The sequence below is a fragment of the Muriicola marianensis genome, assembly GCF_014638095.1.
Classification (GTDB): Bacteria; Bacteroidota; Bacteroidia; order Flavobacteriales; family Flavobacteriaceae; genus Muriicola; species Muriicola marianensis.
In genome coordinates this window covers 1,368,617-1,383,081 of the sequence record NZ_BMFH01000001.1, presented here as the reverse complement: position 1 = coordinate 1,383,081, position 14,465 = coordinate 1,368,617, and the positions used below count along the sequence as shown (strand labels likewise).

At 48.5% G+C, this 14,465-nt stretch carries 16 protein-coding genes and 1 tRNA gene; 12 read left to right on the top strand and 5 right to left on the bottom strand.

The features are described 5' to 3' along the window. The first annotated feature begins 103 nt into the window (after positions 1-103). Complete coding sequence (locus IEV19_RS06320; protein WP_188369816.1) at positions 104-658, top strand: nitroreductase family protein; 555 nt, start codon at positions 104-106, stop codon at positions 656-658. 15 nt (positions 659-673) lie between these two features. Here IEV19_RS06320 and IEV19_RS06315 read toward each other — a convergent pair whose 3' ends face one another. After that, positions 674-1,189, bottom strand: coding sequence for a DUF456 domain-containing protein (locus IEV19_RS06315; protein ID WP_188369815.1), 516 nt, complete (start codon positions 1,187-1,189; stop codon positions 674-676). Positions 1,190-1,296: 107 nt separating this feature from the next. On the opposite strand from IEV19_RS06315, the gene IEV19_RS06310 reads away from it, so the two are divergent. From IEV19_RS06310 to IEV19_RS06275, 8 genes are read left to right on the top strand one after another with little or no spacing between them, the layout of a single operon-like run. Then, positions 1,297-1,782: a hypothetical protein gene (locus IEV19_RS06310; protein ID WP_188369814.1), complete on the top strand. Its 486-nt coding sequence runs from the start codon at positions 1,297-1,299 to the stop codon at positions 1,780-1,782. Continuing rightward, positions 1,779-2,330: a crossover junction endodeoxyribonuclease RuvC gene (ruvC, locus tag IEV19_RS06305; RefSeq protein WP_188369813.1), complete on the top strand. Its 552-nt coding sequence runs from the start codon at positions 1,779-1,781 to the stop codon at positions 2,328-2,330. The genes IEV19_RS06310 and ruvC overlap by 4 nt, the downstream gene beginning before the upstream one ends. A 2-nt stretch (positions 2,331-2,332) precedes the next feature. Then, positions 2,333-3,079: a DUF3667 domain-containing protein gene (locus IEV19_RS06300; RefSeq protein ID WP_188369812.1), complete on the top strand. Its 747-nt coding sequence runs from the start codon at positions 2,333-2,335 to the stop codon at positions 3,077-3,079. Further along, the gene (hemW, locus tag IEV19_RS06295) at positions 3,079-4,221 is read left to right on the top strand and encodes a radical SAM family heme chaperone HemW (RefSeq protein ID WP_188369811.1); all 1,143 of its coding nucleotides are present in this window, start codon (positions 3,079-3,081) and stop codon (positions 4,219-4,221) included. The genes IEV19_RS06300 and hemW overlap by 1 nt, the downstream gene beginning before the upstream one ends. 20 nt (positions 4,222-4,241) lie before the next feature. Then, the gene (locus IEV19_RS06290; protein ID WP_188369810.1) at positions 4,242-4,988 is read left to right on the top strand and encodes a cyclase family protein; all 747 of its coding nucleotides are present in this window, start codon (positions 4,242-4,244) and stop codon (positions 4,986-4,988) included. A gap of 59 nt (positions 4,989-5,047) precedes the next feature. After that, on the top strand, positions 5,048-5,680 hold the full coding sequence (locus IEV19_RS06285; RefSeq protein ID WP_188369809.1) for a DUF4230 domain-containing protein: 633 nt from the start codon (positions 5,048-5,050) through the stop codon (positions 5,678-5,680). 12 nt (positions 5,681-5,692) lie between these two features. Beyond that, positions 5,693-6,091: a Dabb family protein gene (locus IEV19_RS06280; RefSeq protein WP_188369808.1), complete on the top strand. Its 399-nt coding sequence runs from the start codon at positions 5,693-5,695 to the stop codon at positions 6,089-6,091. A gap of 15 nt (positions 6,092-6,106) precedes the next feature. Continuing rightward, complete coding sequence (locus IEV19_RS06275; RefSeq protein ID WP_188369807.1) at positions 6,107-6,463, top strand: MmcQ/YjbR family DNA-binding protein; 357 nt, start codon at positions 6,107-6,109, stop codon at positions 6,461-6,463. Position 6,464: 1 nt separating this feature from the next. Here IEV19_RS06275 and IEV19_RS06270 read toward each other — a convergent pair whose 3' ends face one another. Together IEV19_RS06270 and IEV19_RS06265 are read right to left on the bottom strand one after the other, a co-directional pair. Continuing rightward, a complete protein-coding gene (locus IEV19_RS06270) occupies positions 6,465-7,565 on the bottom strand; it encodes a DUF4407 domain-containing protein (protein WP_188369806.1) in 1,101 nt (366 codons plus the stop codon). A gap of 90 nt (positions 7,566-7,655) precedes the next feature. After that, on the bottom strand, positions 7,656-9,044 hold the full coding sequence (locus tag IEV19_RS06265; RefSeq protein ID WP_188369805.1) for a dipeptidase: 1,389 nt from the start codon (positions 9,042-9,044) through the stop codon (positions 7,656-7,658). A 196-nt stretch (positions 9,045-9,240) separates the two neighbouring features. On the opposite strand from IEV19_RS06265, the gene IEV19_RS06260 reads away from it, so the two are divergent. The 3 genes from IEV19_RS06260 (at position 9,241) to IEV19_RS06250 (ending at position 10,800) form a co-directional block, all read left to right on the top strand. Continuing rightward, a tRNA-Leu gene (locus IEV19_RS06260) sits at positions 9,241-9,322 on the top strand. 147 nt (positions 9,323-9,469) lie between these two features. Then, positions 9,470-10,006 carry an RNA polymerase sigma factor gene (locus tag IEV19_RS06255; RefSeq protein ID WP_188369804.1) on the top strand — a complete coding sequence of 179 codons (537 nt, stop codon included), beginning with the start codon at positions 9,470-9,472 and terminating at the stop codon, positions 10,004-10,006. Then, entirely contained in the window at positions 10,006-10,800 is a 795-nt protein-coding gene (locus IEV19_RS06250; RefSeq protein ID WP_188370744.1) for an anti-sigma factor, read from the top strand. Before IEV19_RS06255 ends, IEV19_RS06250 begins: the two co-directional genes overlap by 1 nt. A gap of 41 nt (positions 10,801-10,841) precedes the next feature. On the opposite strand, the gene IEV19_RS06245 is transcribed toward IEV19_RS06250, so the two are convergent. Beyond that, positions 10,842-13,070 carry a TonB-dependent receptor gene (locus tag IEV19_RS06245; RefSeq protein WP_188369803.1) on the bottom strand — a complete coding sequence of 743 codons (2,229 nt, stop codon included), beginning with the start codon at positions 13,068-13,070 and terminating at the stop codon, positions 10,842-10,844. A gap of 43 nt (positions 13,071-13,113) precedes the next feature. Continuing rightward, positions 13,114-14,397, bottom strand: a complete 1,284-nt coding sequence (locus IEV19_RS06240; RefSeq protein ID WP_188369802.1) for a tetratricopeptide repeat protein — start codon at positions 14,395-14,397, stop codon at positions 13,114-13,116. Between the last annotated feature and the right edge of the window lie 68 nt (positions 14,398-14,465).

The window sequence follows — 14,465 nt, the reverse complement described above, 5'->3', positions numbered from 1 at the left end:
TATTTGAATACCCTAAATGTATTCATTAAGTTTGAGATGAGCCAGAAAATGCATTGTGCCCTCTAAGAAGGGCCATCACTAAATGAAGACCTGAAAAATCGCTATGATATTTGACCTTATCAAAGACCGCCGGGCAGTATTCCCGGCCCAGTACAACGACAAAACCATAGATCGGAAAGACCTGGAAAAAATACTCGAGGCGGCCAACTGGGCGCCCACCCACAGAAAGACCGAACCCTGGCGCTTTAAAGTGCTTACGGGTGCTTCCAAGGAAAGCCTGGGGTACTTTCTCTCACAAAAGTACAGGGAAACAGACCCCAAACCCAAGGAACTCAAGGCCAGGAAAATGATCGAGAAGACTCAACAAGCGGCTGCTATGATCGCTATTTGCATGCAGCGAGACCCTGCTGAGAGCGTCCCTGAATGGGAGGAGATCGCAGCAACGGCCATGGCCGTTCAGAACATGTGGCTTTGTTGTACGGCCATGAAGATCGGGGCCTACTGGAGTTCGCCTTCCCTCATCCAATTTATGGACGAGTTCTTTCCCCTCGCAAAAGGAGAACGATGTCTGGGATTTTTCTATATGGGGTATTATGAGGAAGATCCTGAACCCGGGGTCAGAACACCCATTGAGGACAAAACGGTCTGGCTTAACTAGGGTAAAAAAAACGGATCAATTGAACCAGGGAAAGAGCTCAGTCCTGAATTCCCAGGCTTTTGCGATAAAAAGACCAAAAAAGATGACGGTGACTACAAATTTCAGGAAGGTCCCGGTCAGGAATCCAATAAAGGATCCGAAGGCGGCTTTCAGAGCTGATTTCTGGTCGGCCTTATTGAGCAATTCTCCCAGGAAAGCACCCAGAAAGGGCCAAAAGACAATACCGAATATCCCGAGTACGGGAAAAATGATCGCAACCACGAGTCCCAGGGTGGTGCCGATCATCCCCGATCTGGTACCCCCGAATTTCCGGGTCCCTACAGCCGGGATGATATAGTCCATGGCAAAGACGACCAGGGCCACTACCAAAGTGATCCCGAGGAACCACCAATCGTTTGGCACTGCACTTGTCAGATAGAGCAGCAGCAGGCCCACCCAGCTCACCGGCGTACCCGGCAGAACTGGCAAAAAACTACCCAGAATACCTGTGAGCATGAGGATAAATCCCAAGAGCAGCAAGAAGATGTCCATATCCCTGTTTTTCCGATAAGACTAAGGTAATGCAGATTTGTTACACCGGGGCTGTGAATTCGGTTTGACTAAAAAAGCGTAATTTTCACTCCTGAATACAGACTTCTATGAGGACCCTCATATTATGCTGCAGTTTTTTCCTCCTGCTTTCTTGTGACTGGCTGACCAATACTGAAACCAGGACCCAAAAGCTGGTTGAGGATGAATTGAGGGGGATCGACTGGAATGATGTGGATCAGTATCCCCTGTTCGAGGCATGTGATGAAACCGCATCAAAGACCGACCAGCGACTGTGCTTTGAAAGGAACCTCATGGAAAACCTGTCGATGAGCCTGCAGGATTTCAGGTTCACTTCTGATTCTGATCTTCAGAGTACGGTTTATATCGACTTTATGGTGGAGACCACGGGTGAATTACAGGTAGTCGAGATGCAGAATGACAGTGTGCTGCAGGGACAGATCCCCCAGTTCCGGGAGGTCATCATAAAAAGCCTGAGGAGCATGCCAAGGCCTGAACCGGCCTTAAAAAGAGGGATTCCGGTGAGAAGTAGATTCAGGTTGCCTATGGAAATAACCACAAACAGAAACGGGTGAAGAAGGAGAAGATCATCATGGGAATAGACCCGGGGACCACGATCATGGGATTCGGGATCATCAGGGTGGTGGGATCGCAAATGACCTTTATTCAGATGAATGAACTCATCCTAAAAAAATACGATGACCCATTCACCAAGCTCAAGATGATCTACGACCGGACGATCTCCCTTATAGAGACCTATCACCCGGATGAGATAGCCATTGAAGCTCCTTTTTACGGCAAGAATGTACAATCCATGTTGAAATTAGGTCGGGCCCAGGGGGTGGCTATGGCTGCCGGCCTCAGCAGGCAGATCCCCATCACGGAGTACTTCCCCAAGAAGATCAAGATGTCCATCACAGGAAATGGAAACGCCAGCAAGGAACAAGTGGCTAAGATGCTGCAGCAGTTACTCAAACTGAAGACACTTCCTAAAAATCTAGATAGCACGGACGGCCTTGCGGCTGCTGTCTGCCATTTCTACAACCAGGGGAAGATAAGCCAGGGTAAGTCCTATACAGGGTGGGCCGCTTTTGTGAAACAGAACGGAGACAGAATCGATTAGTAATGGCAGAGGAAGCAAGATCCTGTAAAAATTGCGGTACGGTCTCCGAAGGATGGTATTGCACGCAGTGCGGGCAGCGCCTGAGTGTGCACAAGGTAACATTCCGGGAGACCCTGGAAGATCTGGCCGACGCCTTTTTCTCGGTAAATGCACCCTTGTTCCGTACTGTCCGGGACATGATCCTAAGGCCGGGGAACCTCCTTAGAAATTATCTGGATGGCAAGCGTAGAAGGTACTACCGGCCGGTGGCCTTCTTTCTGCTGATGACTTTTCTATATATCGTGATAAGATCCCTTATAGGTTTCGATCCGTTCAGGGACAGCACGGTGGTGGTAGAAGGAGATCAGGTGACTGCCAGCCTCCTGACTGAGGCCAGGAATTTTATGCTGATCAACATCAACAATTTTCTGTTTGTCTTCGTGATGACGCTGGCCTTATTTATGAAGTTGTTTTTCTTTAAGAGGTATTCCCTCGCGGAATATATCGCAGTTTCCTTCTACCTGCTGGGGATCTATACGATACTCGTGACCGGCAATATGTTTATGGTCCAGTATGTGGGAGATTATTTGCAGCCATTGGGTATCACCATCATGTGGCTGTACTTTATCTTCGCGATGGTTACTTTTCTCCAGCGACCGGCATTTTGGGTGGGTCTGAAATCCATCTTTGTCTTTCTCCTCGCCTTTATAACCTATGGGATGACATCCTTTGGTCTGTCCTATCTCATCGTTTTGTCAAGACAAGGCTGATGGCAGGTATCTACATCCATATCCCCTTCTGCAAACAGGCCTGTCATTACTGCGACTTCCACTTCTCCACGAGTCTGAAGAAGAAGGAAGAGATGTTGCAGGCTCTCGAAAAGGAATTAGTGATGCGAAGGGATGAGCTAAAGGACCAGGTTGTGGAAACGATCTACTTCGGAGGCGGAACCCCTTCGGTTTTGGACATAGATGAGACGGACCGACTCATAGAAACCGTATTGCAACACTATGCAGTAGGGTCAAACCCGGAGATAACCCTGGAAGCCAATCCCGACGACCTGACAGAGGGAAAAATTCAGGGACTCGCGGCATCAAAAGTCAACCGATTGAGCATTGGGATTCAGTCCTTTTTTGAAGAGGACCTCAAGTTCATGAACCGGGCTCATAATGCAGAGCAGGCCAGGATTGCCCTTCACAATGCCAGAGAAAAATTCGACAATATCAGCATCGACCTGATCTACGGTATCCCCATCTCTGATGACAAGAGATGGGAGGAGAACATCTCTATTGCCCTCAGCTATGAGGTGCCTCACATTTCGAGTTACGCCCTGACGGTAGAACCGGGCACAGCCCTTAAGAAATTTATCGAGAAAGGGGTTGTCCCCGGGGTCGATGATGAACAGGCCGAAGCCCAGTTCCAACATCTGGTTCGCAGACTAGAGGTAAAAGGGTTCGTACATTATGAATTGTCGAACTTCGGGAAGCCCGGGTATTTCTCCCGGAACAATACAGCATACTGGCAGGGGAAAACCTACCTGGGGATCGGACCTTCAGCCCACTCCTTCAACGGACGGGAACGCGCCTGGAATATTTCAAACAATTCCCTTTATATCAAAAGTATACAAACCGGCGAGCTGCCTTTAGAGGTAGAAAGTTTGAGTCAGAGAGACCGGTATAATGAATACGTGATGACCGGCCTCAGGACGATGTGGGGGGTCTCTCTTCATAGGGTTGAAAATGAGTTTGGAGACCACTTCCGGCAGTACCTCCTGGAGCAGGCTGAAAGGCATATTGCAGACCGGTATCTTTATCTCGATGGGGATGTCCTGAGGGTCTCCCAAAAAGGGAAGTTCCTGAGTGACGGACTGGCGGCCGATTTATTTATGCTACCTTTAGAAAAGAAAAAATAAACCCTGATACATAATCAGAGATGATCATTTCCTTTAAGATCGGGGAGCGTAGCGTAGAGGCAGACCTGAACCAACCCATGGACATCTCTATCCCCTTGCGCAGCGGCCCGGAGAACGTGAATGCCTGGTATGTGGATCCACCGAGGATCGAACCTCACCGGGAAGGGGATTTTACGGGCAGCATTCGGGAAGGGGCCAGCACGAATTTCAATGACATCTCCTTTAACCCCCACGCCCATGTAACGCATACGGAATGCCTGGGCCATATCACCCCGGAGAATCAGTCTGTAAACCAGACCCTGAAACACTTCTTTTTCCACGCCTGGCTGATCACCCTTGCTCCGGAAAAAAAGGGGGATGATCACATCATATCCCGAAAACAATTGGAGAGAACCCTTAAAGAGGACCGGTACGAGGCACTCGTGATCAGGACACTTCCCAATACCCGGGGAAAGTTGAACAGACAGTACTCCCATACCAATCCGCCCTATTTCACGGAAGAGGCAATGGAACTCCTGGTGGAGAGAGGGGTTGAGCACCTCCTGGTAGACCTGCCTTCGGTAGACAGGGAAAAGGATGAGGGTAAATTACTCGCCCACAAGGCCTTCTGGGGGCTCAATGCCAAAATGCGGCCAGGATCTACTATCACCGAATTTATCTACGTACCCCACATGATCGAAGACGGGGAGTATTTGCTGGAGATACAATTCGCCCCTATCGAGAACGATGCCAGCCCAAGTCGGCCCGTACTCTATAAAATTCGGTAAGGAAGTCCTATGTCTGCACCTTTCCTTACCTTTAAGGACAACACAGAATAGTCGGCATTATGGATGGCTTTATAGAAGCGGTATTAGGCCTGATACTGGGGGCAATTACCATGTATTGGGTGTATTCCTTTTTCAGGAAAAGACAGAATAGGGAGACCACCGAAAGGCAGTCTACCGTCCTGCTGGAACGCATCAAAAGCGTCTGCAAACTGATCTCCGTGGAAGGGGATTTTGCCGAGATCTACAAATACGAAAACAGGAGGGAACGGTTCCTGAGCCTGGTGAGCAGTACCAAAAAAGCCCTGATCGTGATTAATGCCAAGGCCCATATCGGCTACGACCTGCAACAGATCGAACTCCGGGCAGATGCCGCGAACAAGAAGATCATCCTGGCAAATTTCCCGCAACCTCAGGTCCTCTCCATAGAGCCTAACCTCGAATTCTACGATATACAGAACGGCCTGTTCAACGCCTTTAAACCCAACGACCTTACGGCCCTGAACCAGGAAGCCATACAGCACATAAGGGAAAAGATACCGAAAAGCGGACTCATGGATACCGCCCGGAGGGAGGCCCTGGAAGCAGTGCTGCTGATGAGCAAACTGGTAGAGACCATCGGCTGGAAACTCGACTATTCCGCCCTGGAACTTCGGGAAAGCGAACGGCAGTCCCTGGAAAGCGGAACTATTTAATTACCTCACCATATGAAAAAGATCATCCTCATTGTAGTCTTACTAACGGCTTCCTTTTCCTGCAGGGAAGAGAAGGCCGCTTCTGATTTCGATCCTGCCTTTGTGCATTCGGTCTACATCTGGTTGAAGAATCCGGATAGTGCGGAAGACAGGGCAGCCTTTGAGGCATCCATGGATCGGTTTATGGAGCATTCCCTTTACGCCAAGACCAAATTCCTGGGAACACCGCCCAAGGCCACCCGGGAGATCGTGGACGACTCTTATACCTACAACCTCATTGTCACCTTTGCCTCCGCGGAAGATCAGGATCGATATCAAACAGAAAAGGCACACCTCGACTTTATAGAGGAGTCTAACCACCTTTGGGATAAGATCGTCATCTATGATGCCCTGGGACTGCCCTCAGAATAAAGAAAACTGCATTAGATGAATGTGGAAGAGTTCAGGCAATATTGCCTTGCTAAAAAAGGGGTCACTGAAGAATTTCCCTTTGATGAGGTCACCCTGGTCTTCAAGGTGATGGGCAAGATGTTTGCCCTGGTCCCCCTTGAGCGGATACCTTCCCAGGCCAACCTGAAATGTGAACCCGAAAGGGCAGTACAACTCAGGGAGGAATACGACGGGGTGGTCATGCCCGCTTATCACATGAGCAAGACCCACTGGAATACAATTTATCTGGAGCAGCTACCTGCAACTCTGATCAGGGAACTCACTGATCTCAGCTATGACCTGGTGGTGGCCGGATTCACAAAAAAACTTAAGGCTGCCCTGGACGCGCTCTGAGCTATAGACTCTTCACCTGCAATTCGTGGAAGGCATCGGCCTGTAGCCTGAGGAGTTCTTCGGCCTTTTGTTTCTTGTGGGCGTACACTCTTTCCTCTTCCCGTATCTCCCCGTATATCTTTTCATTCAAGGCAGCATCCGTAGCCATAATGTGTTGCCGCTGTTCCACTTTTTGGGTCACCCAGGCCTCTACGGTACTCTCTTCTTCTTCCAGTTTAAAATCATAGGGTCCTTTAGGAGCCAGTAATTTGACGACAATAGGCGCGGTCTCTATGGCGAGGAAGAGGAGGAAGATAAAAAAGGAGGGGAACCAGGGGAGTTCACCTAAGGCGCTGATCCGGGCCATCAGGCCATCGAACCCGTCGATGATGGGTTGGGAGTCTGTTACCGCGGTTTCGTAATCGGTGTTGAGTTGCTGGATCTGGGATTCGATAGCGGCGATGCGTTCGGCATTGTCTGCTTTGAGTTCCCTCAGTTCCAGGAGGGCTGCATCGTGCTTTTCCCTCTTCTCTTTGTAGACCGGACCTTTTCCGAGCAGCATGGTGCCGGCGGTACCTTCTGCCTCGGAGATATAGATATCGTACAGGGCATTGGTCTCAGCTTCCTTGGTGGCCACTTCTGCCTTCAAGTTAGCGATGTCCTGTTCCAGATCCTCCACCACCGGGGTATATTGCTGAGCGATCTGGTTCTTGTTGGCCAGGGTAAACTCGTTTTTTTGTTCGAGCAGTACACGGTCGATCTCCTTCTCAAATATTTTCATCTCCAGGGGTTTGGAGATCACCACGGCGATGATGACCGCCAGCAGGATCCGCGGGGTGGCCTGGAGGAACTCACTTCTAAAACTGTTTCGCTTCTTGATAGTGGACACGATGAAACGGTCGAGGTTGAAAATGAGAAGACCCCAGATAAGCCCGAAGCCCAGGGCGGTGTAGACGTTGTCAAAAACGGTGTAAAGCGCATAACCCGCAGCGAGAAACGCCATGACCGCTGTAAAGAAAACGGTCGCACCAATACCGGCGTATTTGTTGCGTTCTCCGGGGGAACAAGTTTCGAGAATAGAGGCGTCTGCCCCTGAGCAGAGGATAAAAAAGCGTTGTATCATAATAGTGTTCTCAAGTGATTGATAGACTATTAGAACGCAACCCCGGTAAAATTGTTACATAAAAAGGGAAGTAAATGTGTTAAAGCTTCCTTATTTAGACATTTCCGTAAAATACTGGTAGAAATACGGTATCGTCTCTATCCCCTTTAAATAGTTCTCCACGCCAAAATGTTCATTGGGGGAGTGGATGGAATCACTGTCCAGGCCAAAGCCCATCAGGATAGTCTTGCTTTGCAGTTCCTTTTCAAAGAGGGCTACAATAGGAATACTTCCTCCACCTCGTTGAGGGATGGGTGTTTTGCCAAAGGTCTTTTCGTACGCCTTTTCGGCTGCCCTGTATCCCACAAAATCGATTGGGGTGACATACCCCTGTCCGCCATGGTGCGGGGTCACTTTTACGGTCACCCCTTTAGGCGCTATACTTTTGAAGTGGTTTGAAAAGAGTTCGGTGATCTCGTGCCAGTCCTGGTTGGGGACCAGCCTCATGGAGATCTTGGCGTAGGCCTTGCTCGGGATCACGGTCTTGGCGCCTTCCCCCGTATATCCGCCCCAGATCCCATTCACATCGAGTGTGGGTCTGATGGAATTTCGCTCGTTGGTAGTATATCCCTTTTCTCCGTATACAGCCTCGATCCCAATCTCATCCTGGTACGCTTTTAGATCGAATGGCGCCTTGGCCATTGCTTCCCTTTCTTCTTTGGAAAGCTCCTGCACCTTGTCGTAGAATCCCGGTATGGTGATGTGGTTGTTCTCGTCGTGAAGGGAGGCGATCATCTTGGCGAGGATGTTGATGGGATTGGCCACGGCGCCACCGTAAAGGCCCGAATGCAGGTCGCGGTTGGGTCCGGTGACCTCCACTTCTACGTAACTCAATCCCCGGAGTCCGGTTGTGATCGAAGGTACATCCTTGGCGATCATCCCGGTATCTGAGATGAGGATGATGTCGTTGGCCAGCCTCTCCTGATTTTCTTTTACAAAGGTGACAAGGCTGTTGCTGCCCACTTCTTCTTCCCCCTCGATCATGAATTTAACATTACAGGGCAGTTTGTCATTCTGCACCATATATTCAAGTGCTTTTACGTGCATGTACATTTGACCCTTATCGTCAGAGGCGCCCCTGGCATAAATGGCCCCATTGGGATGGAGGTTTGTTTTTTTGACAACGGGTTCAAAGGGAGGGGACGTCCACAGGTTGAGCGGATCCGGGGGTTGTACGTCATAATGTCCGTAGACGAGTACGGTGGGTAGGGATGGATCTATGGTCCTTTCTCCGTATACGATGGGATATCCATCGGTTTCACAGATCTCTGTATGGGTACACCCGGCGGCTTTCAGGGCCTCTTCCACGGTCTCGGCCATGTGGAGTACATCGTGGCTAAAGGCAGAGTCGGCGCTGATGGAAGGGATCTTAAGCAGATCCATAAGTTCATTGAGGAATCGGTCTTTGTTCTGTTCGATATAGGCTTTAGGTCCTTGCATGGTGTGTTCGTTGATTGGGGCTAAAATTACGAAAACCGCGGGTATTAAATTTGAAGTCCGGGGATTTTAAAGTTGAAAAATTGGGTTATATTTGCAGGCCCGATCAAACGGGAAATGCAGGCTTGGTGGTCCCGATAGCTATCGGGAGGTAGCCAGCTAGACTTAAGAAGACTAGTGCCTTTTTTTATTTATTGATGCAGGCGTGGTGGAATTGGTAGACACGCTAGACTTAGGATCTAGTGCCGAAAGGTGTGAGAGTTCGAGTCTCTCCGCCTGTACAAAGTAAAACCTCTGAATTTTCAGGGGTTTTTTTGTACTCTTTCCTGTCAAATTATCCATTACGAACGGGTAATTTAACTACCTTGCAGAGGTTTCTCCTTTTGTCTGAATAAATCCCAACACCTAATTTTAAACAAAATCTGTGAATGCGACTTGAAGAACTGATCTCACAATTCCAAAAAAAGGACAAAAAGGCCTTTGGAAAGCTTTACGAGATGTATGCGGTCAACATTTGCGGGGTGATCAATACCATTGTCAGGAATGAGGCCAGGGCTGAGGAGATCTGTCATGATGTTTTTATCAAGGTTTGGGACAATGCAGACCGGTATGATCCTTCCAAGGGGAGGTTTTTCACGTGGATCCTGAATATCGCCAGGAATGCGGCCATAGACGAACTGCGCTCAAAATCGCATAAACGGGAAAAACTGAACCTTTCAACAGATTTCTTCGTAGGTATCTTGGAACGTCCGGAGGAGGATGATAAAAGGGATTTCGATAGCACCCGATTGAAAAAAATGCTCGGTAAGCTCAAAAAGAAATGCATAGAGCTTATTGAAATGTTGTATTTCCGGGGATATACCCAACAAGACGCCTCTGAAGTTCTCCAAATTCCCGTGGGTACAGTTAAAACAAGGAATCGAAACTGTATTTCCCAATTGAGGAAAAATATGTCGGCATCATGATAGACGTTAAGGCTTACATAGAATCTGGTATTCTGGAACTCTACGTTGCAGGACAACTTTCAGAAGAGCAAAATCTGGAAGTTGCCAGGTATGCTCAAGAATATCCGGAGATAAAGGCCGAGATCATCGAGATCGAAAAGGCCATCCTCGCTTTGAGCAGGGAAGCGGCACCGGGATTCAAACCTTCTTTCGACAAGATATCCCAATCCTTGTCTGAAGGGGATGACAACAATGTCAGGTCCATAGGCGGTTCCCGAATTTTAAGAAGGGAGTATCTGGGATGGGCAGCCTCCTTCCTCCTGGCTATCGGGACCACTTATCTGTACTTTCAAAACCGCGAACTAAGTGATCGAGTAAAAGGGGCTGAAACTGAGATCCTCATGATGGAAGAGCAGATTGCGGAAGCAGAAAACTCTCTGGAAAACTCAGAAAGACTCCTCAACACCATTCGGGATAAAAATGTGGTAGTCGTGGCCCTCGGGGGGCAAACAGTCTCGCCGGAATCTTACGCAAAGGCGTATTGGAATAAGGAAGAATCCCAATTGTTTATCGATGCCAAAGGGCTGCCTGAACCACCGGAAGGCATGACCTACCAGGTGTGGTCGCTAAAACTGGATCCACTTAGCCCTACCAGCGTGGGACTCCTGGAAGATTTTGCCAATGATGACAACGGAATTTTTGCTCTGAGCAATCCAAATGACTCCCAGGCCTTTGGGATCACTCTGGAGCCTGAAGGAGGTAGTGAATTCCCGACTTTGGAACAACTCTATGTCCTCGGGAAGGTATCCTCCTAGTCACAGTCCTATAAAGAATAAGAGATTTTCGTACCGATTTCCTAGAAGGTGTATCGGATCCTTCCCTGTAAATAGAAAGGAGCCCCGGGCGTAAAATGGATCTCTTCAACAGGCTGGGCTTCTTCCCGCAGGCGCGAAGTAGTTGCGAATTGGGTCTCATTCCAATCAGTGTTGAACAGGTTTTGAACGGAGATCCCCAGAGTGAGATCAGGTAGAAGTTCGTAATTTAAATTGGCATCGAAGACCAAATACCCTTCTGCTACGATGGAATTATCTTCATTAGCAGGCCGGTCACTGAGAAAGCGATATCTGATGCCTCCTGACCATTTGCGAAGACCGCTGGCAGATAATCCTCCTGCAAGAGTAATTTTTGGTGCCAGGGGAATGTGATCATTTCCATCTTCATCATCCAGGCTTCGGGCGTCTGAATAGGTAAGGTCCGAATTAAAATACAACCAGTCGCTGATCTGATACCTCAGCCCGAGATCTATTCCCCGGCGTTCAGAACGCCCGCTGGGTTCTACGATTCCGGCATCCCCAACATAGACAAATTCCTGTTCCAGATAGAGATACCAGAGGGCTGCATTGAACACCCATTGGGATCCCGAGCGAAAAATCGTCCCGGCGTCTATACCATATGCTTTTGGCAGTATTTCATCCGTATTTTCCCGAAGTACGACCCGTGAATCATTGGAATGGAATCCGATACCCGATTTTAAAAACAGCTGCCAGTTATTACTAGGGTTATAGAGTAAACTCAATTTGGGAGAAACAATAGTTTTGACCTCGCGCTGGTTCTCATACACATTGCTCAATGCATCTACATAGCCGAATTCGAAGTGATCGAGGCGAAGTCCCGAGAGCAGTGTAAAACGTTGCCACCTTACTCGTGCATCTGCATAACCATACAGGTTCGATTCCTTCACATCCCCCAATTGCAAACGTTCGAGGATCTCCCTCCGGTTAGCGGTTCTGGAAAGCTCATTGTTTTGGATGAGGTCTTTCCTGAAGCCTGAACCTATTCTCAATTCAATATCAGTATTGCCAAGATTGAAGTCCTTATTCCAGGACGAATTCAAGCCAAATACGTCCCGTGACTCCCGCTGAGCGATCTGATCGCCATTTTCCGGATCTTCGAGGAAGAAGGTGAAATTCGAATAAAGTTCGAAGTCGTATCGGCTCCAAAAAGCATTAGCCTTGAAAATACTTCCATCTTCGGCTGCCTTGACATATTCCAGGTTGAGGTTGGCTCTCGAGGTAGTACCCCCTTCTGTATCGTCTATGGCGCCGAACCTGCTGATGAGCCCTCGATCAACAGCTCTTTGAGGGATCTGCCCCGAAGCGTCCCAGCTGCTGGTGAAGTAAGAGATAGTAGCCGAGAAACGGGAATCCCGGTCTGAAGAAAGGGTGTATTTACCAAATAAATTGATCCTGGAGAAATCCTGGCTGCTCTCGAATGGACCGTCAAACTGAAGAAATTCAGTAGCAACATAAGCGCTCTGTTGTCCCTCATCTAAAATGTTGAACAGACCCAGGTTCCTGTTCCATCCAAAGTCCCCGTATTCTACCTGCAACGAATTCTTGGTAAGTCGATCCCTGGTCCTGAAATCCACATAGCCCGCAGTGGCAAAATTGCCTTTGTCTGCATGGTACGGACCTTTGTCGAAATCTATGTTTTCCAGTGTTTCCGGGATGACGAAGTGAAGATCGGAATACCCCTGACCATGCGCATGGGAAACCATGTTCACCGGCATGTTGTCTACACTGAGGGCAATATCGGTTCCGTGATCTATATCGAAACCCCTCAAGAAAAGTTGTTCTGCCTTGCCGCCTCCGGCATGCTGACCTATAAACAGACCGGGCACCTTTTGCAGAATTTCCTGGGAGGAACTCACGGGTTGTACCTTCAGGTCGACCTCAGCCAGGACTGACAGAGCATTGATCTCGGGTTGGATGACCACCTCGCTCAATTGAAGTGCAGCCTCTTCCAGGACAACGGTGAGACCCTCCGAGATCTGCTCCTCACTCAAGGGCAACACGAGTTTTTGGTATCCCAAAGCTCCTAATTTCAGAGTGTCTCCTGCCCGTGTATCCCTTATAGTAAAGTAACCATTCTCATTGGTGTGTGCGTGAGTGTTCGAATTCTGATTTAACACATAAGCTCCTTCCAGAGGAGTATTCTCGCTACTGACCAGTGTACCTGATATCTGTTGCCCGGCGACATTTGTCGCAAGCAGTGAAAGACAAAAGGTGATGAGAATGGTTCTCATGATGAAAGGTTTTATAAAATAGACTGGAGTTGGAGTAGTCTGCTTATAGCCTCGCGAGGGATTCTATTTTGGTTATCGCTGAGGGACCCAGTTCATACCGGGCTTCCACAATCGCCTTTTCCAGTTCAACAGATCGATCCTTCTCGCCAATGGTCCTGTACATCTCATAGAGACGCAATTGAACTGCCGGTTCATACGTTTTACCATCCACGTGCTCTCGGACGATCTCCATGGCCTTTTGCAGCTCTCCTTTATTGAAGTAGGCGTAGGCCAGGAGGCTGTACGTTTCAGGAGTAGCCCTGTTGTTTACCTCTTGCATGGCAAGCTCTAGTGCCTTTTGATAGTTTGTGGTCTCATCGATATAGAATTGAACCTGATGGCTGGTATACATACTTCCGTAAGCCTTGTTCTGTACGAGGTTGTAGTACTGGTCCAGGTACAGTGCAGCCTCTTCTTCCAATCCTGAGTATTGAGCAATCTCATATTTCAGCAGATAGTGATCCGGTGAGGCGTAAGTACGTTCTATGGCATTGAGGATCCTCAGCGCTTCCATCCCGTTTTTTTCATGAGAAAAAACGATCCATGCAATGCCTTTTTTTGCATAGGCGTTGCCGGGATCCAATTCCAGGGTTTTCAGATAATACCGGTAGGAGTCGGCTATTCGACCTGCGTGCCCATAGTAATCTGCAATGTTGGAGTAGGACCATATCTTCAAGGTTCTGTTGTTTGCAGATTCTGCCTTTTGCATGGCCTTTTCCATCAGCATGATGGTGGTATCGAGATCGCCTTTATGGTCATTCCATTTAGCCGCACGGATCAGGTATCCGAAGTCCGAGATGTTCCTGATGCTGTCCAGGTATCTTTCTGCCAACCGGTAGTTTCCCAATTCCATGTGAATATCGAAGAGCAGACTCTGTGATTCTCTGATCCCGCTTCCCAGATCTCTGGCAGATTCTGCAAGAGTCAGGGCCTCTTTAAAACGGTGCTGAGAGATGTAGTTTCTGGACAAGGCTCTCATGTATCCCGATCGGTTGACCGCTGCGATCTCCACGGCCTTTGTCAGTGCTTTTTCGGCCTTCTTCAGGTAATTGATATTTCCGTTTTCTGAAAAGAATCGCGCGTATTCACTGGCTACGTTCCCCAGGCTAAGGAGTTGAAGACTGTCGGCTTTAATTTTCGAGTTCCAAAGCTCAAAATATTTGGAAGTAACCTTTGGACTTTCCGATGACAAGAACTTCTCGTAGTCTGAAGATTTACTGGAAAATTCAGTCTCTGTCTGGCATGAGATCACCGCCAGAAGAATAATGAGTAAGATATAAGGTTTCATGGTTGTGGATTAGTGGATTAATGAGATTTTAGAAGTAGGAGAGGGATAACCCTCTCCTATTTCATTTC

Bases quoted from the DNA above. Each gene is read 5' to 3' on its own strand.
- IEV19_RS06270 (WP_188369806.1), bottom strand. From the start codon at position 7,565: ATGATACAACGCTTTTTTATCCTCTGCTCAGGGGCAGACGCCTCTATT.
- IEV19_RS06280 (WP_188369808.1), top strand. From the start codon at position 5,693: ATGAAAAAGATCATCCTCATTGTAGTCTTACTAACGGCTTCCTTTTCC.
- IEV19_RS06315 (WP_188369815.1), bottom strand. From the start codon at position 1,189: ATGGACATCTTCTTGCTGCTCTTGGGATTTATCCTCATGCTCACAGGT.
- IEV19_RS06240 (WP_188369802.1), bottom strand. From the start codon at position 14,397: ATGAAACCTTATATCTTACTCATTATTCTTCTGGCGGTGATCTCATGC.
- IEV19_RS06285 (WP_188369809.1), top strand. From the start codon at position 5,048: ATGGATGGCTTTATAGAAGCGGTATTAGGCCTGATACTGGGGGCAATT.
- IEV19_RS06310 (WP_188369814.1), top strand. From the start codon at position 1,297: ATGAGGACCCTCATATTATGCTGCAGTTTTTTCCTCCTGCTTTCTTGT.
- IEV19_RS06290 (WP_188369810.1), top strand. From the start codon at position 4,242: ATGATCATTTCCTTTAAGATCGGGGAGCGTAGCGTAGAGGCAGACCTG.
- IEV19_RS06265 (WP_188369805.1), bottom strand. From the start codon at position 9,044: ATGCAAGGACCTAAAGCCTATATCGAACAGAACAAAGACCGATTCCTC.
- IEV19_RS06255 (WP_188369804.1), top strand. From the start codon at position 9,470: ATGCGACTTGAAGAACTGATCTCACAATTCCAAAAAAAGGACAAAAAG.
- IEV19_RS06300 (WP_188369812.1), top strand. From the start codon at position 2,333: ATGGCAGAGGAAGCAAGATCCTGTAAAAATTGCGGTACGGTCTCCGAA.
- IEV19_RS06245 (WP_188369803.1), bottom strand. From the start codon at position 13,070: ATGAGAACCATTCTCATCACCTTTTGTCTTTCACTGCTTGCGACAAAT.
- IEV19_RS06275 (WP_188369807.1), top strand. From the start codon at position 6,107: ATGAATGTGGAAGAGTTCAGGCAATATTGCCTTGCTAAAAAAGGGGTC.
- hemW (WP_188369811.1), top strand. From the start codon at position 3,079: ATGGCAGGTATCTACATCCATATCCCCTTCTGCAAACAGGCCTGTCAT.
- IEV19_RS06320 (WP_188369816.1), top strand. From the start codon at position 104: ATGATATTTGACCTTATCAAAGACCGCCGGGCAGTATTCCCGGCCCAG.